At 38.9% G+C, this 26,501-nt stretch carries 24 protein-coding genes and 1 riboswitch; all 24 genes read left to right on the plus strand.

What is annotated here, in order from left to right; genetic code table 11:
* The first annotated feature begins 24 nt into the window (after positions 1-24).
* The 24 genes from AC1VS3_RS02760 to AC1VS3_RS02875 all read left to right on the plus strand — a co-directional run bounded on the left by AC1VS3_RS02760 (position 25) and on the right by AC1VS3_RS02875 (position 26,494).
* Positions 25-603, plus strand: coding sequence for a D-sedoheptulose-7-phosphate isomerase (locus AC1VS3_RS02760; RefSeq protein WP_008689532.1), 579 nt, complete (start codon positions 25-27; stop codon positions 601-603).
* Positions 604-677: 74 nt separating this feature from the next.
* Positions 678-1,541, plus strand: coding sequence for a class II fructose-bisphosphate aldolase (locus tag AC1VS3_RS02765; RefSeq protein ID WP_008689530.1), 864 nt, complete (start codon positions 678-680; stop codon positions 1,539-1,541).
* 1 nt (position 1,542) lies between these two features.
* Entirely contained in the window at positions 1,543-2,175 is a 633-nt protein-coding gene (locus tag AC1VS3_RS02770) for a zeta toxin family protein (protein ID WP_008689528.1), read from the plus strand.
* Entirely contained in the window at positions 2,172-2,477 is a 306-nt protein-coding gene (locus tag AC1VS3_RS02775; RefSeq protein WP_008689526.1) for a hypothetical protein, read from the plus strand. Before AC1VS3_RS02770 ends, AC1VS3_RS02775 begins: the two co-directional genes overlap by 4 nt.
* A gap of 347 nt (positions 2,478-2,824) precedes the next feature.
* Positions 2,825-3,094 carry a short-chain dehydrogenase gene (locus AC1VS3_RS02780; protein ID WP_008689523.1) on the plus strand — a complete coding sequence of 90 codons (270 nt, stop codon included), beginning with the start codon at positions 2,825-2,827 and terminating at the stop codon, positions 3,092-3,094.
* 321 nt (positions 3,095-3,415) lie between these two features.
* Positions 3,416-3,497, plus strand: a riboswitch (ZMP/ZTP riboswitch).
* A gap of 127 nt (positions 3,498-3,624) precedes the next feature.
* Positions 3,625-5,880 carry a formate C-acetyltransferase gene (gene pflB, locus AC1VS3_RS02785; RefSeq protein ID WP_008689521.1) on the plus strand — a complete coding sequence of 752 codons (2,256 nt, stop codon included), beginning with the start codon at positions 3,625-3,627 and terminating at the stop codon, positions 5,878-5,880.
* Positions 5,881-5,942: 62 nt separating this feature from the next.
* Positions 5,943-6,698: a pyruvate formate-lyase-activating protein gene (gene pflA / locus AC1VS3_RS02790; RefSeq protein ID WP_119983469.1), complete on the plus strand. Its 756-nt coding sequence runs from the start codon at positions 5,943-5,945 to the stop codon at positions 6,696-6,698.
* 221 nt (positions 6,699-6,919) lie between these two features.
* The gene (locus AC1VS3_RS02795) at positions 6,920-9,379 is read left to right on the plus strand and encodes an ATP-binding cassette domain-containing protein (protein WP_481275507.1); all 2,460 of its coding nucleotides are present in this window, start codon (positions 6,920-6,922) and stop codon (positions 9,377-9,379) included.
* Positions 9,380-9,584: 205 nt separating this feature from the next.
* Positions 9,585-10,004: a helix-turn-helix domain-containing protein gene (locus AC1VS3_RS02800; RefSeq protein ID WP_270373315.1), complete on the plus strand. Its 420-nt coding sequence runs from the start codon at positions 9,585-9,587 to the stop codon at positions 10,002-10,004.
* A gap of 166 nt (positions 10,005-10,170) precedes the next feature.
* Entirely contained in the window at positions 10,171-10,587 is a 417-nt protein-coding gene (locus AC1VS3_RS02805) for a pyridoxamine 5'-phosphate oxidase family protein (protein WP_481275508.1), read from the plus strand.
* 101 nt (positions 10,588-10,688) lie between these two features.
* The gene (locus AC1VS3_RS02810; protein ID WP_008689477.1) at positions 10,689-11,732 is read left to right on the plus strand and encodes a bifunctional GrpB family protein/GNAT family N-acetyltransferase; all 1,044 of its coding nucleotides are present in this window, start codon (positions 10,689-10,691) and stop codon (positions 11,730-11,732) included.
* Between the two features lie 547 nt (positions 11,733-12,279).
* Positions 12,280-14,181, plus strand: coding sequence for a BglG family transcription antiterminator (locus AC1VS3_RS02815; protein ID WP_119983462.1), 1,902 nt, complete (start codon positions 12,280-12,282; stop codon positions 14,179-14,181).
* On the plus strand, positions 14,178-15,242 hold the full coding sequence (gene ypdE / locus AC1VS3_RS02820; RefSeq protein WP_008689472.1) for an aminopeptidase: 1,065 nt from the start codon (positions 14,178-14,180) through the stop codon (positions 15,240-15,242). Before AC1VS3_RS02815 ends, ypdE begins: the two co-directional genes overlap by 4 nt.
* Positions 15,235-15,555 (plus strand): PTS lactose/cellobiose transporter subunit IIA, encoded by a 321-nt coding sequence (locus AC1VS3_RS02825; protein WP_008689470.1) that lies wholly within the window; start codon positions 15,235-15,237, stop codon positions 15,553-15,555. The genes ypdE and AC1VS3_RS02825 overlap by 8 nt, the downstream gene beginning before the upstream one ends.
* A gap of 1 nt (position 15,556) precedes the next feature.
* Positions 15,557-15,889, plus strand: coding sequence for a PTS sugar transporter subunit IIB (locus tag AC1VS3_RS02830; RefSeq protein ID WP_008689469.1), 333 nt, complete (start codon positions 15,557-15,559; stop codon positions 15,887-15,889).
* A 47-nt stretch (positions 15,890-15,936) separates the two neighbouring features.
* Positions 15,937-17,262, plus strand: coding sequence for a PTS sugar transporter subunit IIC (locus tag AC1VS3_RS02835; protein ID WP_119983461.1), 1,326 nt, complete (start codon positions 15,937-15,939; stop codon positions 17,260-17,262).
* Between the two features lie 191 nt (positions 17,263-17,453).
* A complete protein-coding gene (locus tag AC1VS3_RS02840; protein WP_119983460.1) occupies positions 17,454-18,542 on the plus strand; it encodes a M24 family metallopeptidase in 1,089 nt (362 codons plus the stop codon).
* Between the two features lie 3 nt (positions 18,543-18,545).
* A complete protein-coding gene (locus AC1VS3_RS02845; protein WP_119983459.1) occupies positions 18,546-19,733 on the plus strand; it encodes a MalY/PatB family protein in 1,188 nt (395 codons plus the stop codon).
* A gap of 17 nt (positions 19,734-19,750) precedes the next feature.
* Complete coding sequence (locus AC1VS3_RS02850; RefSeq protein ID WP_008689465.1) at positions 19,751-20,497, plus strand: RDD family protein; 747 nt, start codon at positions 19,751-19,753, stop codon at positions 20,495-20,497.
* A gap of 306 nt (positions 20,498-20,803) precedes the next feature.
* The gene (locus AC1VS3_RS02855) at positions 20,804-21,292 is read left to right on the plus strand and encodes a PTS sugar transporter subunit IIA (RefSeq protein WP_008689463.1); all 489 of its coding nucleotides are present in this window, start codon (positions 20,804-20,806) and stop codon (positions 21,290-21,292) included.
* 2 nt (positions 21,293-21,294) lie between these two features.
* Positions 21,295-22,140, plus strand: a complete 846-nt coding sequence (locus tag AC1VS3_RS02860) for a PRD domain-containing protein (protein ID WP_008689462.1) — start codon at positions 21,295-21,297, stop codon at positions 22,138-22,140.
* A gap of 253 nt (positions 22,141-22,393) precedes the next feature.
* A complete protein-coding gene (locus AC1VS3_RS02865; protein WP_017144588.1) occupies positions 22,394-23,941 on the plus strand; it encodes a PTS transporter subunit EIIC in 1,548 nt (515 codons plus the stop codon).
* Between the two features lie 15 nt (positions 23,942-23,956).
* A complete protein-coding gene (locus AC1VS3_RS02870) occupies positions 23,957-25,333 on the plus strand; it encodes a uroporphyrinogen decarboxylase family protein (protein WP_008689460.1) in 1,377 nt (458 codons plus the stop codon).
* Positions 25,334-26,494: a uroporphyrinogen decarboxylase family protein gene (locus AC1VS3_RS02875; protein WP_008689459.1), complete on the plus strand. Its 1,161-nt coding sequence runs from the start codon at positions 25,334-25,336 to the stop codon at positions 26,492-26,494.
* The last annotated feature ends 7 nt before the right edge of the window (positions 26,495-26,501 follow it).

The raw sequence follows: 26,501 nt of genomic DNA on the forward strand, positions 1-26,501 counted from the left end.
ATAGTGTAAGGAAAGGATAAGATTATGGAAAAAACAATATTTGCAACCAATTTTGAACGATTAAAAGAAAGTGTGAATACAGCAGGAAGAGAATATTATGAACCAGCAGAACAATGTGCACGTCTGACAGCTGAGGCTTTCTTGCAAGGGAATAAGCTATTACTATGTGGAAATGGCGGCAGTGCTTCTACAGCATCTCATATTACCAACGATTTTATAGGACATATGAAAAACTGGGAGCGTGATGGATATCCGGCAATTGCATTAACCGCTGATATTTCCGTGCTAACGGCATTATCAAATGATTTTGGTTATGATCAAGTATTTGCGAAACAGGTAGTTGCTTTAGGAAAACCAAAGGATGTGTTATGGGCTTTTAGTGGCAGCGGTAATTCACAAAATATTCTGCTTGCTGTCAATAAAGCAAAAGAGAAACAGATGAAAACAGTCGTTTTTACAGGTAAAAACGGTGGGAAATTAAAGGAACTAGCTGATGTATGGATTCCTGTGAACACAGATGAATTAATGCTTGCTGAGGCTTTGCATCTGTTTTATATACACAGCATTGCCGAAACGATCGAACAGATCATTTCTCCCTTATAAAATAACGATGGCGCTTGTTATTGTAAGGGGTAAAACAAGCGCCAATTCATACGAGGGGAAAAGGAAGGAGCATTATGTATAAAACGTTAAAAGAAGTAACACAGACAGCAACACAGTTAAATATGACCATTGGTGCTTTTAATACACATAATCTGGAAATGATGCCGGAGATGATCCGCGCAGCGAAAGAATTAGGCGTTCCCATTATCATTCAAACAAGCATTGCTACGGCAAAATATATCGGATATAAAGTGATGGTGACGGTAGCGAAAGAAATGGCCGAAGATGAAATGGTAGATGTATGTTTGCATCTGGATCATGCCAAGGATTTTGATGAAATTAAAGCGGCGATTGATGCAGGCTTCTCCAGTGTAATGTTTGATGGTTCGGCACTGCCATTTAAAGAAAATATTGCGAAAACGAAAATGGTCGTTGCGTATGCCCATGCCCATGGTGCATCTGTAGAAGGTGAACTTGGAACCATTGGCGGTACAGAAGAGGGCATTTGTGTCAGTGAGGATGATAAAAAGTATACACGGCCACAAGATGCAGCCATCTTTGTTAAGGAAACAAATGTTGATGCCTTGGCGATAGCCATTGGTACCAATCATGGGCAATATCAATCAAAAACAGAAGTGAATATACCTTTATTGAAGAAGATTCATGCGGCAGTCGATATTCCTCTTGTTCTTCATGGGGGAACCGGTGTGAAAGAAGAAGATTATCAGGAATTGATTGATAATGGAATCCGTAAGTTTAATGTCGGAACTGAATTGCTTGTGAATTGGACACGTGTTGCTAAGGAAAAATTTCAAGAAACGGAAGTAAACAAATCTTTGCGTCATAACATCATACCGGCAAACATGGCAGTCAAGGAAATAGTGAAGCATAAGGCGGGATTATTCATGAATCTATATCGTCCATTGCAAAGCAAATGATATGAAAAAGTATTTGATTTTGATTGCCGGCTGTCCGGCAACAGGGAAAAGCTATCTTATTCGGGAAATAAAAACCATGTTTCCTACGGTATTTACGATTACACCGGACGAAGGTAAGGAAATGCTGGCTGATGCGATAGGGTTTCATTCAAAGGAAGAAAAAAAAGCTTTAGAAAAAAGAGTATGGCGATTTTATTATCGTGTCTTAGATACGTATATGGAAGCTGGCAAACAAATAATCGTAAGTGAATATCCATTCAGTGATAAACAAAAACCATGCTTACAGGCCTTGAGTGAATTATATGGTTATCAAGTAATCACAATACGGTTAATCGCTGATTTTGAAATATTGTGGCAGCGACGAAGAGACCGCGATTTGCATTCTGATATTCATTTGTGTCATATCATGACGCATTATCGATATCAGGATACATTACAGGATCATCGTTTGGCTGATGATCTGATCACCAAAGAAGCGTTTAAAGCCATAATCGAAGAACGTCAGTACAATGCTTTTGCGCTAGGTGAGCTGCATGAATTTGATGTCAGCGATTTTACGAAAGTTGATTATCAACCATTCCTAACCGCATTAAAACGACGTATAGAAGAAAATGATAAGGAGGCAGGAGCATGAAAAAAAGTCGAATCAAAGATCTTGTTACAGGAAATATAGCAGAAAAACTATATCAAATAGCACATTCTAATCAGTATCCTACGTTAATATGCTTGTTGGCTTATGCATTTTATTATGTGGATCTATTCCTGTTTTATATCTTTGCGCCCTTTGCCCTTGGTGGTTTTAGCTATTTGTTTTATGAAAGAAAAAACTATATCATGGCGGTGTTTGCCTTCTTCTTGTTTCTATGTACATGCCTTTTTGTATATCAAAAGCTTACAAATAGGATACAACAAAAGACGATGAAGGCGCAAAGGTGAAAACAAAACTACGCTTTGCTTTCATGAACAGTTGCCGATTACTATTCTCATATGCGCTATGTTGTGTTATAGGTTGTTTCAATAAGGGATAGGATAAGGGTATGGATAAAACATAGCAGTGTATAATTATCTGCGCTATCCTATAACCAACATAATTTCTTTAGGGTTTACATACAATGAAGATGGTACGGTTGACATTGTTGTATAGTATTGACGGATATCCATGAGAATTGTCATGAATTTCTTAATTTTTCGTGAAGCCGCTTGCTTTTTTCTTTTAGAAAAAGGTAAACTGTGAAGCAGAAAACCATCATGATGGCGAATTGCTGATGAAGGAGGTGGCATTCATGAAGAAACAAGGATTGACGGTTGTCATATCGCATGCGGATAGTACATTGGGACAGCGCATGACACGCATTCTGGCAAGACATGGTGCCGAAATGATCTTATTGTATCAGAAGTTTGATCCTGCCTTACGATTAGCTGAAAAGGTTTATGCTTGTGGCAGTGATTGTGTAATGATATCCTTGGATAATGAGCCTTATTATGAATTATGCAAAACAATGGATGCATTACGTACAGATGATATTGCACGACAATTTATTTATATTCATTAATAAACAGTGTTTCCGTTACCAAATCATGAAGAGATCAGACGACATTACCTATGGTTTTCTGATCTTTTTTCATTTTAGCAGAAAGGGAAAAATTCATTAAAATAGTAATCTTTTTGTAAAGATAACTTAACGAGAAAAGATTAAATTTCTTATGAAAGAATCAAATATGAATGATTCAGCATGGGTTGTCTGACAGGCTGGTAGTAGAAGCAAAAACATGTTGAAAGGTGTCACATGATGTTTAACGCAAACAAACATCCTTTCTATGATAAAAAAACATATGTAATATCTTGACGGCACAAAAAGAACATGATAAAGTGTAGACAGTTATATGACTGACGGAAGTGGAATTGACCACATGGAGTATAATGGTAAAGCAGGGCCGACCGTCTGGGCGAAAGAGTCCAGGATGTGTATAGGCTCTTTTTCTTATTTTTGGGATAGCAACAAAAGCGATAAAAGCCTATCGTTTCAATTGCAAATCCACGTAAAAATCCGTATAATGAAACGGTAATAAGGAGGTATGTGAAATGAGCATAGAACGCAAAGAATGGGAAGGCTTTGAAGGACGTATCTGGAAAGAAGAAGTCAATGTCAGAGATTTCATCCAGAACAACTATAAACCTTATGATGGTGATGAGTCTTTCTTAGCAGAACCAACCGAAGCTACAAACAAGCTATGGGGCGAATTACAGAAATTACAAAAAGAAGAACGTGCCAAAGGCGGCGTTCTGGATATGGAAACAGAGATTGTTTCTTCCTTGACATCCTATGGCCCAGGATATATATCAAACGAATTAAAAGATTTAGAAAAGGTTGTCGGTTTGCAGACAGATAAACCTTTAAAACGTGCCTTTATGCCTTATGGCGGAATCAAGATGAGTGAAGAGGCATGTACGACTTATGGCTATGAGCCAAGTGAAAAATTACATGAGATTTTCCATGAATATCATAAGACACACAATGATGCTGTCTTTGATTGCTATACACCAGAGATGCGTTTGGCACGTCGTAATAAGATTGTAACCGGCTTACCGGATACTTATGGACGTGGTCGTATCGTCGGTGATTATCGTCGTGTGGCATTGTATGGTATTGATTATCTGATTGCCATGAAACAAAAGGATAAAGCAAACTGTGGCTGTGGAACCATGAGCGATGATATTATTCGTCAGCGTGAAGAATTGGCAGAACAGATCAAAGCTTTAAAGGGCATGAAAGAAATGGCTGCAAGCTATGGCTATGATATCAGTGGTCCTGCAACAAATGCCAAAGAAGCTGTACAGTGGCTGTATTTTGGATACTTGGCTGCCATTAAAACGCAAAATGGAGCTGCGATGAGCGTTGGTCGTGTATCTACTTTCTTAGATATTTATATTGAACGTGATATGGCCAAAGGTATCTTAATAGAAACAGAAGCACAGGAATTAATCGATCATATGACAATGAAATTCCGTATGGTAAAATTTGCGCGTATTCCTAGCTACAATCAGCTGTTCTCCGGTGACCCAGTATGGGCTACCTTAGATTTAGCCGGTTTGGGTATGGATGGCCGTCACATGGTCACAAAATCTGATTTCCGTTTCTTACATACCTTGGAAAACATGGGACCTGCACCGGAACCAAACTTAACGGTTTTATATTCCAGCAAGCTGCCACAAAGCTTCAAGGATTATTCTGCAAAGATTTCCATTGATACAAGCTCTGTGCAGTATGAAAATGATGATGTTATGCGTCCGGTTTGGGGCGATGACTATGCTGTATGCTGCTGTGTATCTGCTACGCAGACAGGTAAGGAAATGCAGTTCTTTGGTGCGCGTGCAAACTTAGCAAAATGTTTATTGTATGCAATCAATGGTGGTGTTGATGAAAAGACAAAAACACAGGTAGGGCCAGAATATCGCGGTATTACCAGTGAATACTTAGATTATGATGAAGTTATGCATAAATATGACAATATGATGGAATGGCTGGCAGATCTTTATGTCAACATCCTGAATCTGATTCAGTATATGCATGATAAATATTACTATGAAGCAAGCCAAATGGCATTGATCGATACCGATGTACGTCGTACCTTTGCGACAGGTATCGCCGGTTTCTCGCATGTTGTAGACTCTTTAAGTGCTATCAAATATGCGAAAGTAAAAACGGTTCGTGATGAAGATGGCTTAGTTGTCGATTATGAGATCGAAGGAGATTTCCCTCGTTATGGTAATGATGATGAGCGTGCAGATGAAATCGCTGTATGGCTGTTAAAGACGTTTATGGAAAAAATCGAAAAACGTCACACATATCGTAATTCAGAACCAACAACTTCTATCCTGACAATTACTTCTAATGTCGTATATGGTAAAGCGACCGGTGCATTACCAGATGGAAGAAAAGCCGGAGAACCATTATCTCCAGGTGCTAACCCTGCTTATGGTGCAGAACAGAATGGCTTATTGGCATCTTTAAACTCTGTGGCAAAACTGCCATATGAATATGCATTGGATGGTATCAGTAATACCCAGACAATCAACCCAAATGCCTTAGGTCATGATGAAAAAGAACGTATCGACAATCTGGTAAATGTCTTAGATGGCTACTTTGATCAGGGAGCACATCATCTGAATGTGAATGTGTTCGGTATTGAAAAATTAAAGGATGCTATGGAACACCCAGAAAAAGAAGAGTACGCAAACTTTACGATTCGTGTATCCGGATATGCCGTGAAGTTTATCGACTTAACACGTGAACAGCAGTTGGATGTAATCTCCAGAACTTGCCACGATCATTTATAAAAAAGAAGGAGGTCTGTTTTAAGTCGTTTGACTGCAGACCTTTCTTTATGGAGGATATGCATATGGAAAATGGAAAAGGCGCCATTCACTCAATTGAAACCTTTGGTTCGGTAGATGGGCCAGGAGTACGTTATGTAATCTTTTTGCAGGGATGTCGCATGCGCTGTCAGTTTTGTCATAATGCGGATACCTGGAAAATCAAGGAAGGCAGTGAAACCGCAGAAGAAGTCTTGCGGAAAGCTTTGCGCTATAAACCTTACTGGAAGCATTCAGGTGGGATTACGGTGAGTGGGGGAGAACCGTTGTTACAGATTGATTTCTTATTGGAACTTTTTAAATTGGCGAAACAAAAAGGCGTACATACCGTAATTGATACCTGCGGCAATCCTTTTACTAGAGAAGAACCTTTCTTTTCTAAGTTTCAAGAGCTGATGCAGTATACGGATCTTGTATTGCTGGATATCAAGCATATCAATCAAGCGAAACATCAGCAGTTAACCGGCTGGGGCAACGATAATATCTTAGATATGGCACGTTATCTTTCAAGCATCAATAAACCGGTTTGGATTCGTCATGTCTTAGTCCCACAGCGCAGTGATGATGAAGAAGATCTGAAATGTTTGGATGCATTTGTGAAGACATTGCATAATGTCAAACGTTTTGAGGTATTGCCATATCATACACTCGGTGCTTACAAATGGAAAGAGCTTGGCATGGAGTACCCTTTAGAGGGCATTGAACCTCCAGATAAGGAAACGATAGAGCGAGCAAATACATTGCTGCATACCGCAGATTATCAAGACTATAAAAACATGTAACCAGATACAAAAGAGATAGCCATTCTTACTGGAGAATATTTTCTATAAGATGGCTATTTCTTTATTTTTATATTGTTTATGTTAACAACATTTTATTACTTTTTTATGTACTTGAAGAAGATAATGTTAGGATGATACCATTGAAAATATTATCGAAAGTATACAGATAGCAAAAAGTAAGCTAAAATGAAATCACATGTAAAGTTAAGGAAGTGGATATCATGGATGAGATCATCATTGAGCATGCCAATCAAGGGAATCTAAAGGATGTTTCTTTACGTCTTCCTAAGAATAAATTAATTGCTGTTACCGGAGTTTCCGGTTCTGGAAAATCAACATTAGCCCTTGATGTTTTATTCAACGAGTGTCAACGACAATATTTAGAAGCTTTAGGTATGCAAGGCATACAAAAACCAGCTGTGGAAAGGATTCAACATGCATGTGCTGCTGTATGTGTAAATGCTCAAAGCGGTAATCACAATCCGCGCTCTAGTGTGGGAACAGCGACAAATCTATACACGGATCTGCGTATGCTGTATGAAAAACTAGGTGTTCGAGAATGTCCGAATTGTCATCAGCTTTATAAAAACAGCGTCTGTGCAGAAGAAACGATACGCATAGAGGATGAATATATGACATATCAATATTGTCCTCATTGTCATGAGAAAGTACAAAAATTGATGCATACAGACTTTTCCTTTAATACCAGAGAAGGCGCCTGTAAGGATTGTGAGGGCATGGGCAGTGTCTGGGAAATCGATCTTGTACAGGTGTTGCATGCTGATCTAAGCTTATCACAGGGTCCAGTGACTTTTTGGAAGCATCGCTATCAATCGTATATGATAAGTCAATATGCAAATGCATTGGCATATTATGGTATCAAACAAGATTTAAAAGCAGCGGTTGCACAATATGAAGAAGCGGCATATCGTTTACTTGTATATGGCAGTGAGGATGAAAAATTTTTATCGTATGTTAAGGATGAAACAAACAGGGAAACAACAGCTATACATTTTGAAGGAGTATTCCCTTATTTATGGAGAAAATTAAAAGAGCATGAAGGAGTACCAACCAGTCTTGAGGCTTGTTATAAACGTTCTGTGTGTCCAAGCTGTCAGGGGGAACGTTTAAAGGAAGCATCCAGAGCAATTACGGTTCTTGACAAACGTTTACCGGAAATTGTAAATCTGACATTGGAAGAAATAGCTTGTTGGCTGCAAGCTGTACGAGCATCACTAACACAAAATGAACATGCGCTTTGCGATGTTTATCTTTTGGATATGGAAACAAAGCTTCGACGTATACAAAAATTAGGCTTAAGTTATTTAACGTTGAATCGCAGTATGATAAGTCTATCCAATGGCGAAGCACAGCGTTTACACTTAGCATCGCTGTTAGATGCAACAATGTCTGGTTTATTATATATTTTAGATGAACCAACGATTGGACTGCATCCGAAAGATACCGATGGCATCGTAGAGATTTTAAAGGATATGCGTGATTTAGGGAATACCGTACTTGTGATTGAACATGATGCAGGTGTATTACAACAAGTGGATCATCTTGTTGATATCGGTCCTAAAGCGGGGATTCACGGTGGGCAAATTGTGGCGCAAGGAAGTTTTGCGGAAGTATTGAAATGTAAGAATAGTGCTACTGCCTATGCCATGCAACATCTTACCAGGAAAGTACATGCATATCGAAAACCATCATCATATATCCAAATCACAAATGCCTGCCGACATAATCTGCAACATGTGGATGTGCAATTGCCAATACATTTGCTCTGTGGAATATGCGGTGTTTCTGGATCTGGAAAATCTACGCTTGTATTTGATGTATTGGCAAAGGGGAACAAGCAAACAGAAGTAAATCGTGTAGAAGGTTTAGCGCAGTTTGATCAAATGATTTGTATCGACCAACAACCACCGATACGTATGAAACGCAGCAATATTGCCACATTCACCAATCTTGCCAACCCTTTACGCAAGGTGTATGCCAAAACTAAGCAAGCAAAAGCATTGGGATTCACAGATGCTTATTTTTCCTTTAATTCAAAAAAAGGACGTTGTGAGCATTGTGAAGGCATGGGAACGATAAAAAGCCATATGTTGTTTTTTCAAGATCAGGAGGTTATTTGTCCGCAATGTCATGGCAAACAGTTTCAGGAACAAGTATTACGCGTAACCTATCATGGATATTCGATTCATGAGGTTTTACAGCTCAGTGTAGAAGAGGCGATAACTGTTTTTAAAGAGGAAAAAGAAATACAGAAAATCTTGCGACTGTTAGAGCATATCGGGCTAGGGTATGTAAAGCTGAATCAATCTTTAACCACGTTATCCCAAGGAGAAGCGCAACGTTTGAAGCTGGCAAGAGAGCTTTTGCAAACCAAAGGGAAACATAATCTATATCTTTTAGGTGAGCCAACCGTAGGTCTGCATATGCAGGATGTGGAAAACTTTATTAAGTTATTGCAGGAATTGGTAGAAGAAGGACACAGCATTCTGGTGATTGAGCATAATGAGCAACTATTAGCAGCTTGTGATTATCTTATTGAGTTAGGACCTCAAGGCGGCGTTCATGGCGGACAGTTGATTGCTCAAGGAAGTCCATTAGCACTCTTACATCAAAATGAAAGTGTTATTGCACCATATTTAAAAAGGTTTATAAAGGATTAGGAAGACTAATGTCTGCGCCGTATCACTTTCTTGATGAAGTGTAGGATTTGAATGAAAGAACACGGTTAAGAAAAATACGATACTTTACGTTGATAAAATAGGATATACGCGCAATGTATGCGATACGTTACATAATGTTTGTTATGGTTGCTAGGAAAACAAAACGATTTATGATAGAGTATACGAGACATGAGGAGGTTAAGTTATGTTTCATGAAAACTTAAAGACTTTACGTATAGAAAAAGGGATGTCCCAGCAATTTTTGGCAGATCAGCTGCACGTGACAAGACAAACAATTTCAAAATGGGAAAGAGGGTTATCTGTACCTGATGCAGATATGTTGATTGCACTAAGTGAGATGTTTGAGGTATCGGTAAGTACGTTACTGAACCGATCTATTAATGAAGAAGATACATTAGAGAATACGTTATTGGCAGAGAAGCTTGAACAATTAAATTTACAGCTTGCTCAGCGGAATCAACGCAGTCGTAAAGTGTGGAAAGTTATTCGCTTTATCGCTATCGCATGTTTGGTGTTTGGTATTTTATGTATCTTACTGAACGCGGTTGCTATGAAAAGTTATCAAGCTCCGGAAGCATCGGTGGTAGAGATAACAGAAAGTTGATTGTATGTGATAAGCAAATACGATACTTTATGGAAAGATGAGTAGGACAATGGAAGCTGATCTTTCAAATTAATTTTTGATAAAACACTGAAATCAAGGGAATCCAGCATTCTATAGGATAGGATCATGTAAAAATATCAATGAAAAAAAGCAAGGAGGATATTTTATGAAACCATGCACAGCGGAAGTTGAAAAAATTATGGCAGAACGTTTTGGAAAAGACACGGTAATTGCATTAGCAACCGTTGAAAACGAACTGCCTTATGTAAGATATGTAAATGCTTATTATGAAAAAGGCGCATTTTATATAATAACTCATGCCCTTTCAAATAAAATGCGACAAATGCAGCATCATACGATGGTTGCGATAGCTGGAGAATGGTTTAATGCGCATGGAAAGGCTGTGAATTTAGGCTATTTTCGAAAGAAGGAAAATCAGCATCTTGCGGAAAAATTGAAAAATGTATTTGCCGAATGGATTGACAATGGGCATAATGATTTTGAGGATGAGAATACGATTATTTTATGTGTGGAGTTAACAGATGGGGTGCTCTTTTCCCATGGGACAAGATATGTATTATGATAAGTAGAAACATCTTATAAGATGAAGTAGCATAAAAGAAGGTAAAGTTATGTCTTATGTATTTCCTTGGAAATAAAGAAGAGATGAGGAGGCGGTTATGGATGAAAGCTTTGGAAGATATGACATTAGAAGAGCTATGGCATTTGTTTCCGATTGCGTTACAACCCTACCAAAAGGTATGGCTAACATGGTATGAACAGGAAAAAAGCTTATTAACACAATGCCTTCCTATGGAACATGTGGTACGTATTGCCCATATAGGTTCTACCTCATTTGGCTCAATTCAGGCAAAGGCGATCATTGATATCCTGGTGGAAATAGCACCCTGGGAAAAACGTATGGAAATTGCAGCAATCTTAAAGAAGCTGGGCTATTTGTGTATGTCAGAAGATGCCTCACGTATTTCATTTAATAAGGGATATACGCCAGAAGGTTTTGCGGAAAAAGTGTTTCATTTGCACCTACGTCAGCGCAATGATCATGATGAATTGTACTTCCGTGATTATATGAAGGAGCATGAAGAGCACGCTCAAGCGTATGAACAATTGAAGATGAAATTAGCGCTTGCTTATCCATATCATCGTGATGCTTATACCGAAGGGAAAACGGCTTTTGTGAAGCATATAACGGCAATAGCACGTACAGCTTATGGAAATCGTTATGAAACAAAAGCATATGCCATCTCTTTGCATGAACAAACCAAAGAACATGTACGCATATTTTTTACACGCACGCAAGAGCAGGAAGTACGAAAACATATGTACCAATTGCCGACTTCTTTACAGGAAGCAATGGATATCTATGATGCACAGGATTCTCAAACATATCGCAAGACGATTTTTATAGCGAATGAATATATAGGTGATATTTGGTGTCATAATATGGCAGATGAAAAAGCTGTGTTAAGCTGTTGCATCTTTGCTAAAGCCTATTGGGGAAAAGGCATTGGGAAACATGCTGTGGCAATGTTTTTAGCTGATTGTAAAAAGCATTGTACCCTGTCCTTTATAAGCGCATATCTTTATGCAGATAATCTTGGCTCTATGCAGATTCTGGAATTTAATGGATTCTTACGTAAACAAACCTTTATAAAACATGGGAAACCTTGCTACTACTATGAAAAAGCACTGCATAACATGGTATGATACATGCTCTATATATACTTCAAAAACTGTCATAACTGCTGCCTAATAGGAAAAGGATCAAAGATTTTAATATCTTACATAACATGAACACCTTTACTTTCTGGATAGAAAACATTGAATGTCATAAACGATATTGATTCTAGTTGACGCATTCTTGCGGGTAATGTAAACTATGTCAGTGCATGCGTTTTCTTGTTCGCACCAAGAAGCAAAAGAACATTTGATGGTTGATTTTGATTTTCAAACCGGTACCAGCAATAAAGCGCATAAAGGGTAAAAACTGCCCTGTAAAATAAACACGAAAAATAGATGGATTCATGAATTCGCACTTTGATTGAGTGCTTTTTTATCGAGAGTAATTGCTATATCATCATGACAATTGAAATGTGGAGCATACTAGCATAGGTAGTAAAACATTGATAAAAACAAGTGATTTTAATATTAAGTTCGCTTTTGCACATTAGCGTGAAATTCTTAATCTTTTCTTTCACACTTTGAACTTTTATAATGGCAATGTAAGCGATACCGATAGAAAGGAGGACCTGCTATGAGGCTTTGTCATATTATGAATGATTTACTTGAAGCAAAAGATTATTTGAGTCTGGATCATTTCATAAAAACGTATGAGGTTTCAAAAAGAACGATACAAAACGATCTATCGTATCTGATGCAGATGTCTTCACGGAAAGGGTATCAGCTGCATATGCGCCGCGGTAGGGGTTACCTATTAGAGGTGACCAATCAAGAGCTGTTAAATGATTTTATCAAATCCTTGGAAAGTGATCGGCTCATAGATACCAAAGATCGCAACAAAAGTATTGCTGTGTATCTAGCTATGCAAAGTGATTATGTTTCCATGGACAAGGTGGCTGAAACTTTCCAGATATCCAAAACAAGCGTTAAAAAGGAAATGCGGGAAGTAGAGGAGCTATTAGAAAGCTTTCATTTACAGCTAGAGAAAAAAAGCCATTACGGCATACGGCTGATTGGTGCTGCTCATGACTGCAAACAGATGTTGGCGGACTTCTTCTTTGAAAATAATCCATTCTTAGAAAATGCCATGCAAGATATCTTAAAGGATTTTGCTCAGGTGAATTCTTTACTGGTGAATCAGATTGAAAAAGAAGATTTAAACATCAATTACAATGAATTAAAGAATGTCATAGTCTGGCTGCAGATCACGGTCTTTTATGCCCGTATCCATGTGGAAAAACAAATGTTTATGACAAGCAAACCGGTGAATGCGATACAACGCATCGCCTGGAAGATGAAGGAAATGATGGAAGCCTGCTTCGATATTGCAATCAGTGCAGAAAGCTTGCAGGAAATGGAAGTCGTTCTCCGCTTGAATGTCAGGGCAAAACAGCCAACGGTTTCTTTCTCTGATCAGCTGCGTCAAGATGTTGATCTCTTCCTACTGGATATTGACAAATTGTACAACACGGCTTTCAGTGAAGATCAGGACTTTAAGGAATCCTTATTGACCCATGTATCTTTGTTGATTGAGCGTCTGCATCAAAAGATTTCCTATAAGAATACTTTAATTAAAGAAATCTGTATCCGTTATCCAATGATCTTCAACATTGCCATTCGCTTCAGCGATATGCTTAAGGAAAAGTACAATGTGGAGGTTACCCATGATGAAGCGGGTTTCATTGCCACTCATTTTGCGGCTCATATGGAACGCGAGCGAAAATCGCGGATATTGCGCTTTAATCGCATTGGCGTTGTCTGTTCCTCCGGTGGAGGCAGTGCATATCTAATCAAGCTGCAAATCGAATCGTTATTCTCACAAGCGGATGTGGAAACCTTTAGCTTCCTGCAAATGGATGAGCTGGAACGCTATCATCCCGATTTAATCTTTACCATTATGCCGCTGGATCGTGATTTTGCGGCACCTGTCATCTATATCAAAGAACTTCTGGATGATTTAGATCTCATGCGCATCCGACAGGTATTACAGTATGATAACTGTGATTCTCTATCCATCGCAGATGCGAATTCCTATTTGTATTCTATCTTTGATCGACACTTCTTTCAAATTCGCAAGAGTGATGACTACCTTGCCTTATTGCAGGAAATGGCACAGCAGATTGAAGAGAGTGGCTATGGCGGTGAGCTTTACGCACAATATGTCATGGAACGCGAATCGTATATGAGTACCATTTATATGAATGGTGTCTGTATCCCACATCCGATTGAGATATGTGCAAACCGCAATTTGATTTCCGTATGCATACTGGAAGAGCCAATTTGCTATGAGGATAAACAAGCTTCCATCATCTTCATGGTTTCTCTTACAAAAGAGGATTATGAGGTGCATAAGGATATTACGAAAAAGTTATACCAGTTGATGAATGATGAAAAACGTTTACAACGGGTATTGCGCAATCGTACATTGGAAGAATTGTTGATCGTGATGAAAGAGTTGGATGGAGGAACGCTATGAAAGAAGACTTACTAAGACGTTTAAGCAATGCGGATGCTGTTGCATCAAAGGAAGATGAAGTACGTGAGATTCTTTATGAAGAGTTAAAGGATGCCTGTGATGATATTTCTTATGATCATCTTGGCAGCATGCTGTTTCATGATAAGGGCAGTGAAAAAGATGGCGTAAAGCTGATGTTTGCGGCACATATGGATGAAGTTGGTTTTCTGGTTCGGCATATTTCGGATATTGGGTTTGTTTATTTGATTGCCTTAGGCGGTGTTTTGGATAAAAGCAAAGAGATGCAAAAAGTACGCATCACAACCGCAGAGGGAAAGAAAGTACAGGGTATCTTGAATGTTACGAAAAATGAACAGGGAGCTGTAAAAGAAATGTATGTCGATGTAGGCTGCGATACCAGAGAAGAAGTCGAAGCACTTGGTGTAGCCATCGGTGATATGGTGTGCTTTGCCAGTGACTGTGATATTTTAAATCGTGATGCGATCATCGCAGGAAAAGCAATGGATGATCGAAGTGGTTGTTATGTCATCGCAGAAGCACTCAAACAGTTACATGCATGCGGACATCGCTGTGATTTATATATGGCCGCAACCAGCAGTGAAGAAGTTGGCGTACGCGGTGGAAAGACGGCAACCTATCAGATAGATCCGGATATTGTATTTGCCATTGATGTTGCCAATAACCCGGAACTGGTAAAAAACTATACGAATCATCGGCAGATTGGAAAAGGCTGTATGATCGTCCATTATGATAAAACGATGGCACCGAATGCCAAACTATTGCAATTTGTGAAAGATACGGCAAGCAAGCATGGGATTCCTTATCAATGTGATATGTTCAGCGGTGGAGGAACCGATGCAGGAAATGCCCATTTAACACGAAATGGTAAACTCGCAATCGTTATTGGTATTCCATTGCGCTATTGCCATGGTGCATGGTCATTGGTGCATCAAAAAGATTTAGAACATGCCATTGCACTCGTCAGGGAACTTGCATTGGCAATCGATAAAAAACGTTACGAAACATTCATCGATTTTCAAGGAGGTAAGAAGTATGAATGAAATGGAACAGCAGATCGTAGGAATGATATCTGCCGCTGGGGACAGCAAAGCAAAAGCATTTGAAGCTTTAAAGAAAGTGAAAGAAAGTAAGTATGACGAGGCTAGAGCGCTGTTACAGGAAGCAAGAGAGATTGACTTGGAAGCGCACAAGATCCAGACACAGCTGATTACAGCGGAAATGTCCGGAGGCGAAAACAAGCCGGAAGTTGGGTTATTAATGGTTCATGCACAGGACCATTACATGACATCTCAATTGGCAAGAGATCTGATTGAGGAAATGATAAACGTATTTGAAGCAAAGGAGGGAAAGTAAGATGAAGATCGTATTATGCTGCGCTGGTGGATTTTCCACAACCATGCTGATGGACAGTATGAAAAAGACGGTAAAAGACAGTGCTAAACTGAATGAAGCTGATTTTGAATTTAAAGCTATTCCAGTAGATTTACTGAATGCCGAAGTAGAAAACACGGATGTTCTGGTTGTTGGTCCACAGATTGCCCACAAGATTGATTACATCAAACCAATCATTGATCCATATAAGATTCCATATGTCATCGTTGACAAGGAAACCTATGGAAAAATGGATGGGGCAACCGTCATGAAAATGGCTTTGATCGCAAGAAAAAAAGCTGACATGAACAAATAGTTTCCATCGGGGGAAATACACACACATAAGAAAGCGAGAGTGAACGTATGTTTGACAAATTTGAAGCATTTATGAACAAATACCTGACTCCAATCGCCAATAAGATGGATAAACAAAGACACTTAAGTGCCGTTAAAAAAGCGATGGTAGCAATGACACCATTGTTGATCATCGGTAGTTTCTGTTTGATTCCAGAAGCGATTCCAAACATGATTGGAGAAAACAATCCTATTTCACAGTGGATCTTAGCAAACCTTGACATTATTTATATTCCATACAATGTCGGTATGGCGTTGATGTCTTTATATGTAGCCGCTGTTATCTCTTATCATCTAGCTCAGTCTTATAAGCTGGATGTACCTGGTACCTTAAGCATGGGTGTCATTGCCTTCTTGATGATGGCCGTTGATTATACTGAAGATGGCGGTATCATGACAACTTACCTTGGCCCAAAAGGTTTGTTTGCGGCAATGTTTGCCTCTATTATCGCAGTAGAATTATACCGCTGGTGTAAAAAGAAAAACTTTACGATCAAGATGCCGGAATCAGTACCTGATTTCGTATCCAGATCTTTTGAAATGATTCCTATTTCTGTTATCGTAATTGGTTTCTTCCTGATCATCCGCGTGGTTTGTGTCAATGGTTTACACACTGTGCCACCAATGATCTTTACGAATCTGTTTGCCCCACTTGTTGGTTCTATGGATAACCCATTTGCTGTTACCTTCTTACAGATCTTACGTTGTTTACTGTTCTTCTTCGGTATCCATCCATCTGTATTAAGCCCTATTACAAGCCCAATTTCTACACAGTTCTTGGCTGAAAATATGGAAATGGTAAAAGCCGGTGGAAAAGCTATGCACTTCTTCACACCTGGTGTAGAATCTGCATTTGGTAACTTTACCGGTACCGGTGTAACCTTCGGTTTGGTATTCTGGTGCTTATTATCAAAATCAAAAGCGCAGAAACAGGTTGGACGTGTTGCCTTGATTCCGGCATTGTTCGGTATCAATGAACCAATCCTATTTGGTGCACCTATCGTATTAAATCCAATCTTCTTTATCCCTTATGTAATCTGCGGTGGTATCATCGGTACGATTCCACACTGGATGATGCATTTTGGTTGGGTAAGCTGTTCTACCTTTACCCCTCCATACGTTGGTGTCTTCCTAGAAGGTTTCTTAACCAATGGCGATTACATGTCAATTGTGGCAAACGGTATTCAGTTGATTCTTTCAATTCTAATCTGGTATCCATTCTTCAAGTTATTTGAAAAACGTGAGCTTGAAAAAGAACATGAAAATGAAGAGAAGAAATCAGTCATCTCTGCAGAAGATGAAGCATTATTAAATGATTTAGATTTGGACTTCTAATTACGTAAAAAGCGAAAATCTTACGAGCAAAGGCAAGCATTTCGCTTGCCTTACGTATTTTAAAGAGATAAAAAAAGGTTAAGTAGAATAAAATCATAGGCAGTAGGAGAACTACCAAGTTGTATTAGTACCACCTAGCATCAGAAAAACAGTTTCTACTTTACCCTAAAAAGAAAGCAAGGAGGTGCAACATGGCAAAACGATTAAAGAAATTACAAAAGTTTCTGGAAGACGAAAAGTTAGATGCACTGCTTATCAAAAGCAAGACCATGAAGAAATATATGGACACTCTTACCGGAAGTGGCTGTCAGGTATTGATCCTAAAAGATGCAGCATATCTGATTGTAGATGGTCGTTATATTACCGAAGCAAAACAACGTGAACATGATCTAACCATCATTCTTCATGCTCCCCATAAAACTGGTCGTAACTATTTAGGAACGGTTGAAGAGTTACTGAAACAGCATGGCTGTACTTCACTTGGTGTTGAAGCCAGTCAAATGCTGATCAAAGAATATCGTCAGGTAGAAGAATTAGGTGTTATCATTCGTCTGCTTGGTGATGAAATTGCCAAGATTCGTATCCAAAAGGATGATGAAGAGATTGCCATCATGCAGGAAGCAGTGGATATCACGGATGAAATTTATGCCCGTGTGTTAAAAGAGTTATACATTGGGATGAGTGAGTATGAAATCAGTGCACTGTTACAATACTTTGCCATCAAGGCAGGAGCGCAGCAGATGTCTTTTGAAACCATCGTAGGAACAGGAGAACGCAGTGCTATGCCACATGGTCGTCCAACCGGACGTAAGATCAAAGCACATGAACCGATTCTTATGGATTTTGGTATTCAGTATAAAAATTATCAATCTGATATGACACGCGTTGCTTTCTTTGGCAAACCACAGCCGGAAATTGAAAAGATCTATCATATCGTCTTGAAAGCACAGCTGGCAGGAATTGCCGCTATGAAAACAGGTGCTTTGGCGAGTGATGTAGATAAAGCAGCTCGTGATATTATCACCAAAGCCGGGTATGGCGATTACTTCGATCATGGCTTAGGACATGGTTTAGGAATCGGTGATGGAGATGAATATCCGATTCTGAATGAGAAGGGGGATGTCATCCTGGATGAACATATGATGATGTCCTGTGAGCCGGGCATCTATCTGCCAAATGTCGGTGGTATTCGCATTGAGGATGATGTTGTCATTATTGATGGTATTGGCAGACCAATGAACAAGACTACAAAAGATATGATAATTTTAAAAGAGGAATAAGCTATGAAATATAATTTTGATGAAGTCAACAATCGTTTAGGTACGTATTGTACGCAATGGGATTATATTGAAGATCGTTTTGGAGAAAAAGATTTATTGCCTTTTTCCATTTCCGATACGGACTTTAAGATCCCCAAACCCATCACGGAAAAAATCTTAGCTGTGGCGCAGCATGAAATTTATGGATATACCCGATGGAATCATCATGATTTCAAAGGTGCTATCACAGGTTTCTTTCAACGCCGTTTTGCTACCGCCATGGAAGAAGATTGGGTGCTGTACAGTCCTAGTGTCATGTATTCTGTATCCTTATTGATTCGCTTGTTATCAAAGCCAGGCGATGCAGTTGTGACCTTTAATCCGATGTATGATTCTTTCTTCACCGTGATTGAGGATAATGAGCGTGTATTGATTTCACATGATCTCATACATGAGAATGACAGCTTTGTAATTGATTTTGAGAAGCTAGAAACACAGCTGGCACAGGCGAAACTCTTCCTATTATGCTCTCCGCATAATCCAACTGGCAGAGTGTGGAGCGAGGAAGAATTACGTAAGCTCATTGCCTTGTGTCGTCGTTATGGGGTAAAGATCATATCTGATGAAATTCATATGGATATTCAAATCGGTGCACGCCGTCATTCCCCGATCTTGAAATTTTTGGATCAATACGATGAGCTGTATTTAGCTTCCTCCTGTTCCAAGACCTTAAATGTACCGGGATTGATTGGTTCTTATGTCATCATCCCTAACAAAGAAATCAGAGATGGCTTCCTCTTTCAGACAAGAAAGAAAGATTTCCTGAATTCTGTCAGTATCTTAGGGATGTATGCAACCATGGTTGGCTATACACAGTGTGATGATTATATCGATCAGATGGTGGAATACTTAAGAGATAATATGCATTATGTGGAAACCTTCCTTGCTAAGGAATTACCGGATTTCCATTTCAAAGCACCGGATGCTACCTATTTAGCTTGGATTGATGGCAGGGATGTGCCATTTACCAGTGAGCAGATTCAGGAGGCTTTGGTACATGTAGGCAAGGTAGCCATCATGAAAGGGGAAACGTATGGTACAAACGGTGAAAAATATTTGCGTTTGAACTGTGGTTGTCCAAGAGCAAAATTAGAGGATGGATTACAAAGATTTAAAAAAGCCATGGATTGGCTATATGCAAAAAACAAATAAGAAGTGAGGTTAACTATATGAGTGAAACAACTGGTATCTTTCGTAAATTAAGCAGCAAGCTGGATCATACACCGAATGATATCCCTATGGGGAAACGTTTAGGTGCCTATTTTATCGATTGGTCTTTAGGCGGTATCATCAGTGGTTTTCCAGCGGTCTTGCTGTATGGTGTCATTACCGGTAAAAGTGACATGTTTTCTGATTTGTATGTGTTTGAGGCATTAGGTTTTGAACGTTATTGGGGCATGATAGCAGGTATCTTATGCCTGTTGGCAGCCATTCTGTACTATATTGTCGTACCATGTAAGATTTGGAGGGGACAGACGCTTGGTAAGCATCTGCTTGGTCTGCGTATCGTACGCAAAGATGGGAAAGCTGTCAGAGTAAAGGAATTGATCTTACGTCAAGGAATTGCTATCTTCCTGATGGAAGGAACCTTATTTATCATATCTACGTATATTCGTCAGCTGGTGACTTTAGTAACATGGGTATATGTTGATGCTATTTGGCAGTATATCGGGATTGCCTTTACATTGCTATCGGTCGTTTTAGCAATCTATACGGCGAGTCATCGTGCTTTGCATGATTACATTGGGGGAACAAAAGTTGTATTAGCTTTAAAAGAAGAGGAAGTAAAAAAGGATACGCCAAGACAAACAGAGAAACCTAAACCAGAGCAGCAAAAAAGAAAACAGAAGCCAATGCCTGCACCTCAGAAAAAGACGGAGAAGAAACGTCTGCCAAAAAAGAACGGAAAGAAATAAGTTTCACTCTTATAAGGACTTTTCATTGAGAAGAGTCCTTTTTCTGTAGAGCATATACATGAATTTATATGGCGGTTATAAAGTAGGACATCGATAGCTAGCTATGTCTAAACACTATTAAAAAAATCATAATGATCGACAGAAGCTACTCCCATAAGATGAACAGGTTATAAAAATTTTAAATGGTAATTTATGTAAGCGCTTGACAATGGCCATAAATGGCTTATAATATACTTGTAACGTGTTACTGTTAAAAACAGGCATGAGTTATAGTAATAACTTGTATACTTTTTAATGGAGGTAATTATGTTACGTTTTTTTAAGCCAAAAAATCAAAAAATTGAGGTTTATTCATCGAATTCCGGGTGTTTATATGCGCTGGAACAGGTGAAGGATGATATTTTCAGCACAAAGATGATGGGAGAAGGAATCGCTATCAAAACCGATGACGCTTACGTTTTTTCCCCAATATCAGGAACAATTGAGATGATTGCAGATACGAAGCATGCAGTCATTGTGAAAAATGAAAGTGTCAATATACTTGTTCATGTAGGTGTTGATACATGCATGTATAAAGGAGAGGGTCTACAGGTGCTGACGACAAAAAATGCAGAAGTAAAGGTCGGTGATCCTTTAATCAAGGTTGACAGACAATTCTTTAAAGAAAAAAACATAAATACAGATACCATTTTAATTTTCATGGATTGCGAAAGTGAGCGTATTCAGTTGTACAGTGAGAACTTAGTCACGCAGGGGAAGACAGCCATCGCCAGTATTTGCAATAAGAAGCAATAAAAATGGGTAATTATAAAATAAGTAAGGTTTTAAACAATAACGTTGTTATTGTATGTGATGAAAAGGATAGAGAGCTCATAGCTCTGGGTGGCGGTGTAGGCTTTGGAAAGAAACGCGGTGAATATATCTCAGATGAGGATATGGAAAAGAAATTCATTGCCGCGGACAGTGAAGATTTATATAAAAAACTTTTTAACACATTAACACGTGTATCTGTAGAATATGTTGATATTGTCGATTATACGGTAGAAATAGTAAAAAAGGATTTGGGTATTAAGCTGAATCCACAAATCTATGTACTGCTTATGGATCATCTTTCCTTTGCTGTTGAAAGAGCAAAAGAGCATTTAAATCTATCATGTCCTATGTTAGCAGAGATTAAGATTATCTATAAGAATGAATACAATGTTGCGAAAAAGGTATTGGATTACTGCGAGAAGAAATTGCATATTCGCTTACCTTCCAGTGAAGCAGGATTTATTGCCATGCACATTATGAACGCTACCAACTGTACATCTGACATCAATCAGACATTGGATGTCATGGTTATCGTCAATGGTGTTGTACGCATCATAAAAGAGTATTATCAAATCGAATTTGAAGAAAATAGTTTAGATTATTTACGCTTATTAACACATCTGAACTTCTTTGCGAAACGGATCGTGTTAAAGCAAATGGAAGAAAATGATCAGGAAGTTATTGAGTTACTCCAAGGGAAATATCTGGAGGCTCAAAAATGTGTGGATGAAATAGTCAAATATGTGAAAGAAAATTTCGGGTATACGATTTCGGAACAGGAACGTATCTATTTGGCTATCCATATTAACCGAAACGTGAAAAAGAAATAGGTACTGGGAGTGTTACTGAAAAGGCAGACCCGGTGATAAGTACGCACAGGAAAGAGTTGCGCTACTTTATCATCGGGTCTTGTTTTTTTGAAATAAAGATCCTTGGAATCAGAAGTGGCCACATGATGCAAGAAAAGAAAGGATGATTACAAACCAACACTAACAATGTTAAGTAACAAAACGCAACAACAATCTTATCAAATAAACTTGGAAAGGAGATTAACATTCAAATATTGAACGTTATAAAAGCATTATGAAAGAAAAAATATCAAGAACCATGCAAAGCTTTGCTCGTGGTATTTTACAGCCTGTATTTTTTGCGGCACTTATGGGAATTGTAGTGGCTATTTGTCAGATTTTGCAGTTTGATTTTATGCCAGACATCGTAAGCACTTTCGCAAAACAAATATCTGGAGCAATGACATATATTATCGGAAATCTGAGCATTCTGTTTGCCATTGCCTTGGCAACACATTTCGCTAAAAGAAACAAAATGGAAGCAGCCATTCTTGTTGTATTAACGTATTTAACCTTTATGTCCTTAAACAATGCCATGTTGAATGTGACTGGAAAACTGTCAGATGCTGAAATGCTGATGGGGACAGGTCAGAAAATGGAGCTTGGCATGCAAATTACCGATATGGGTGTCTTCCTTGGTATCATTTTAGGTTGCCTGGTCGGTTATATGCATAATAAGTTTAGTTCAACTTCCTTTAAAGGGTTGCTAGAGCCATTTGGCGGTGCTAAATTTACCTATTTCTTATTAATTTTTGTAGCCTTTGCCTTTTCTCTAATTGCTGTTTATGTATGGCCGTTATTGTCCGGTGTGATCTATAGCATTACACAATTCTTAGGAGAATCCGGTGGTATTGGTGTATTCCTATACGATTTCTTGAAACGTCTATTAATTCCGACCGGTTTGCATCATTTTATCTGGACACCATTATTCTATACTGAATTAGGTGGTGTTGCTGAAATCGCAGGACAGGTATATGCAGGAGCACAACCAATCGCTTTAGCAGAATTAGCAAATGCTAATAGTATTACTTCTTTGCATGAATCCATGCGATTCTTCCAGACGAATATTTCCGTTATCTTTGGTTTCCCTGGAATTGCAATGGCTATTATTGCGACTGCGAAACCCGAAAATAAAGCAAAGATTAAGAAATTGGTGATTCCGGCATGTATTGCTTGCGTCATGGCTGGACTTGGGGAGCCGATGCTATTCCTCTTTATCTTCTGTGCGCCGTTATTATGGGTTGTCGATGCCGTTCTTACCGGGGTATTTGCGACGGTTGCTTATCTGATTGGTATACAAGTATACTGGCGTGGATTATTAGAAACCATCTTACAGAATTTCGTATTAGGAGCTGGATTGACCAAATGGCCTTTAGCATTAATTTTAGGTCCGATTGCGACGATTACCTGGTTCTTTGTCTTTAAGTTCCTCATTGTGAAATTCAATTTAAAGACACCTGGTCGTACCGATAATTTAGAAGATCTTAGTGATTCTCAATTGGCATTAAACACAGATGGTGAAGTGACTATTTCTGATAAAGATATGATTACCGGATTGATTATTGAAGGTTTGGGAGGCAAGGATAACATTCTTGCAGTGAGCAATTGTTTTACACGTTTACGTGTCGATGTGAAGGATGAAACTCTTGTAAATAAAGAGATGCTGAATAAAACAGGCAATAGTGGAATCGCTATGAATGGCAAATATATCCAAGTGATTTATGGGCCTGCCGCAAGAGATCATCGCACAAGGGTTTGTGAAGCGTTAGGATTAGAAGATTAAGTCAAAGGAGGCAATATGAGTGATAAACAATTGTTGATGTCAGTATTGCAACATCAAAAAGGATTCGCAAGAGCGCCGTGGGTGCCCTTTGCAGGAGTACATGCAGGTTCGCTATGTGGCTATGATGCCAATGAAATCTTACATGATGCAGATAAGCTTGTTGAGGCATTGATGAGTGTTAACACATATTATCATCCGGATGGACAGCCTGTTATTTTCGATCTTCAATTAGAAGCAGAAGCTTTAGGTTGTGAACTGTACTGGGACGAGGGAGGAAAAGTACCTCCCACTGTCCGTACACATCCTTTTGAAAATGAAAAAAAGATACCATGTCGCTGCATGATACCAGAGGAAGAAGATGGACGGTTTCCGATTGTTCTTAAAGCTATGCGGAAAATGAAGGAACTTGTTTCTGAACATACGGCATTATATGGATTGATCTGCGGACCATTTACCTTGGCATCACATTTACGAGGACAAATGCTCTTTATGGATATGTATGATGATGCGGATTATGTTCATAAATTAATTGCTTTTTGTAAAGAGGTTTGTGCATCTGTTGCCCAGATGTATCTGCAAAATGGTATGGATATTATCGGTTATGTCGATCCTTTATTATCGCAAATATCATCTGAGCATATCGAAATGTTTTTGCTAGATGCATATGCGGAGTTGTTTCAACATTTAAAAACGTGTCATGTTCCTTCCTGCTTGTTTGTCTGTGGGGATGCTACGGCGAATCTGGAAGTCTTATGTCGAATGAAACCAGATTGTCTCTCGGTTGATGAAAACGTGTGTATGAAGGATGCTTTGGCAGTATGCCGAAAATATGATGTGGTTTTAGGAGGAAATATCCAGCTTACGATTACTATGCTGCATGGTAGCTCACAGGACAATATGAAGGCGGTCATTGATATTATTGAGCAATGTGAAGGTACAGATGATTTGATTATATCACCGGGCTGTGATATGCCCTTTGATGTTCCGGTAGAGAATGGCATCGCTTGTTATCAGGCAGTCACTGATTATGAGAATGTTAAAACAGCTTTACAATATTATGATCCTGAACAGACATTCGATGATGTCGAAATAGAGCTTTTACACTATGATGATTTGCAACGGCCAATCGTCGAAGTATTTACATTAGATTCACGAACATGCGCAGCATGTACCTACACGATGAATATGGTTAAGGAAGCATATCATCGCCAAAGTGATGCTTTTGATTACATCGAATATATGTATGTAGATAAAGCAAGCATAGCGCGTTGTCGCAAAATGAATGTAGAGCATCTGCCCTGTATTTATGTAAATGGAAACTGTATATGGTCCTCACGGATACCTACAGTAGATGAATTTTTAAGTACCATTAAAAAAATAGGAGGTAAGTAAATGCCATTATATAAACAATTCCCTAATGCCGAATATCCGCCATTATCCAGGGAAGAAATTCGCAGTCTGATTAAGGGTGAAGGTGCCTTGCGCCCTGCTGTTATCATCCATGGTCATTGGATTCATGTTGATGAATTAAGTGAGTATAAACATAAACCAATCAATGATTTGCATGAACGTATGCCTTGTGATGCCGCTCCGTTTTATATGAAAAAACCGGCCATTTTTGGGAAAAAGGGGGAGTTTTGCTACTGTGATGTAGAAGGGGCAGATCCATCATTGAAAAGAAAGCCGGGAGAATCCGTTGCCGTTGATGAAGAAAATGCTTTGGATTGGGATGTAATTGAACAGATTTCCGAAAATTGTCCGGATGCCGAACATCCTGATTTATTTGAAACAGCGCCACAAGAAGATGGAAGATATCGTTTAATGTCAATCACGCCTTTCTTCATGTGGTATCAGGTAAAATTCCGGGGGTTACAAAATACGCTGCTGGATATGTATTTGGAACCTGAGCGTGTTCATAAACTGAATCAGAAACGCTTGAAATACATTTTACGGACGATGGAACGTGGGGTACAGGAAGCTAATATTGACGGGATTACGGTGTTAGATGATATCGGAATGCAGACAGGGCCGTTTATGTCCAAAGAATTATTTGATGAATTTTACTTACCTTACTATAAAAAAGTTTGTGAGCGTGCCCATGAATTAGGTATTGATGTTTGGTTCCATAGCTGTGGAGACATCCGTGAATTATTACCATCATTAGTAGAAGCCGGAATTGATGTATTGCATCCTGTTCAAAAATATTGCATGGATGAAAAAGAAATCGTGGAAACATATGGAGATGATTTGGCCTTTTGGTGTGGATTTGATTTGCAGCGTTTATTTCCATTTGGCAATGTCGAAGATATTCGTGCAGAAACACGATTCTTAGCAGATACCTTTTGGCAGCCGCATAAAGGTAAGATGATTTATACCATCAGTAACCGTATTGGGGATAATGTACCTTTGGAAAACTATTTGGCATTTGTGGAAGAAGCATATCGCTATGGATCACAGATTGAACAAAAGGGAAATGGACAGCATGCATCTCCCGCTTATGCAGATAAAGAAAAATGGTATGGGATAGAAGCAACTACCACATCAGATGAATAGGAGAGAT

The organism is Longicatena sp. (assembly GCF_982403165.1).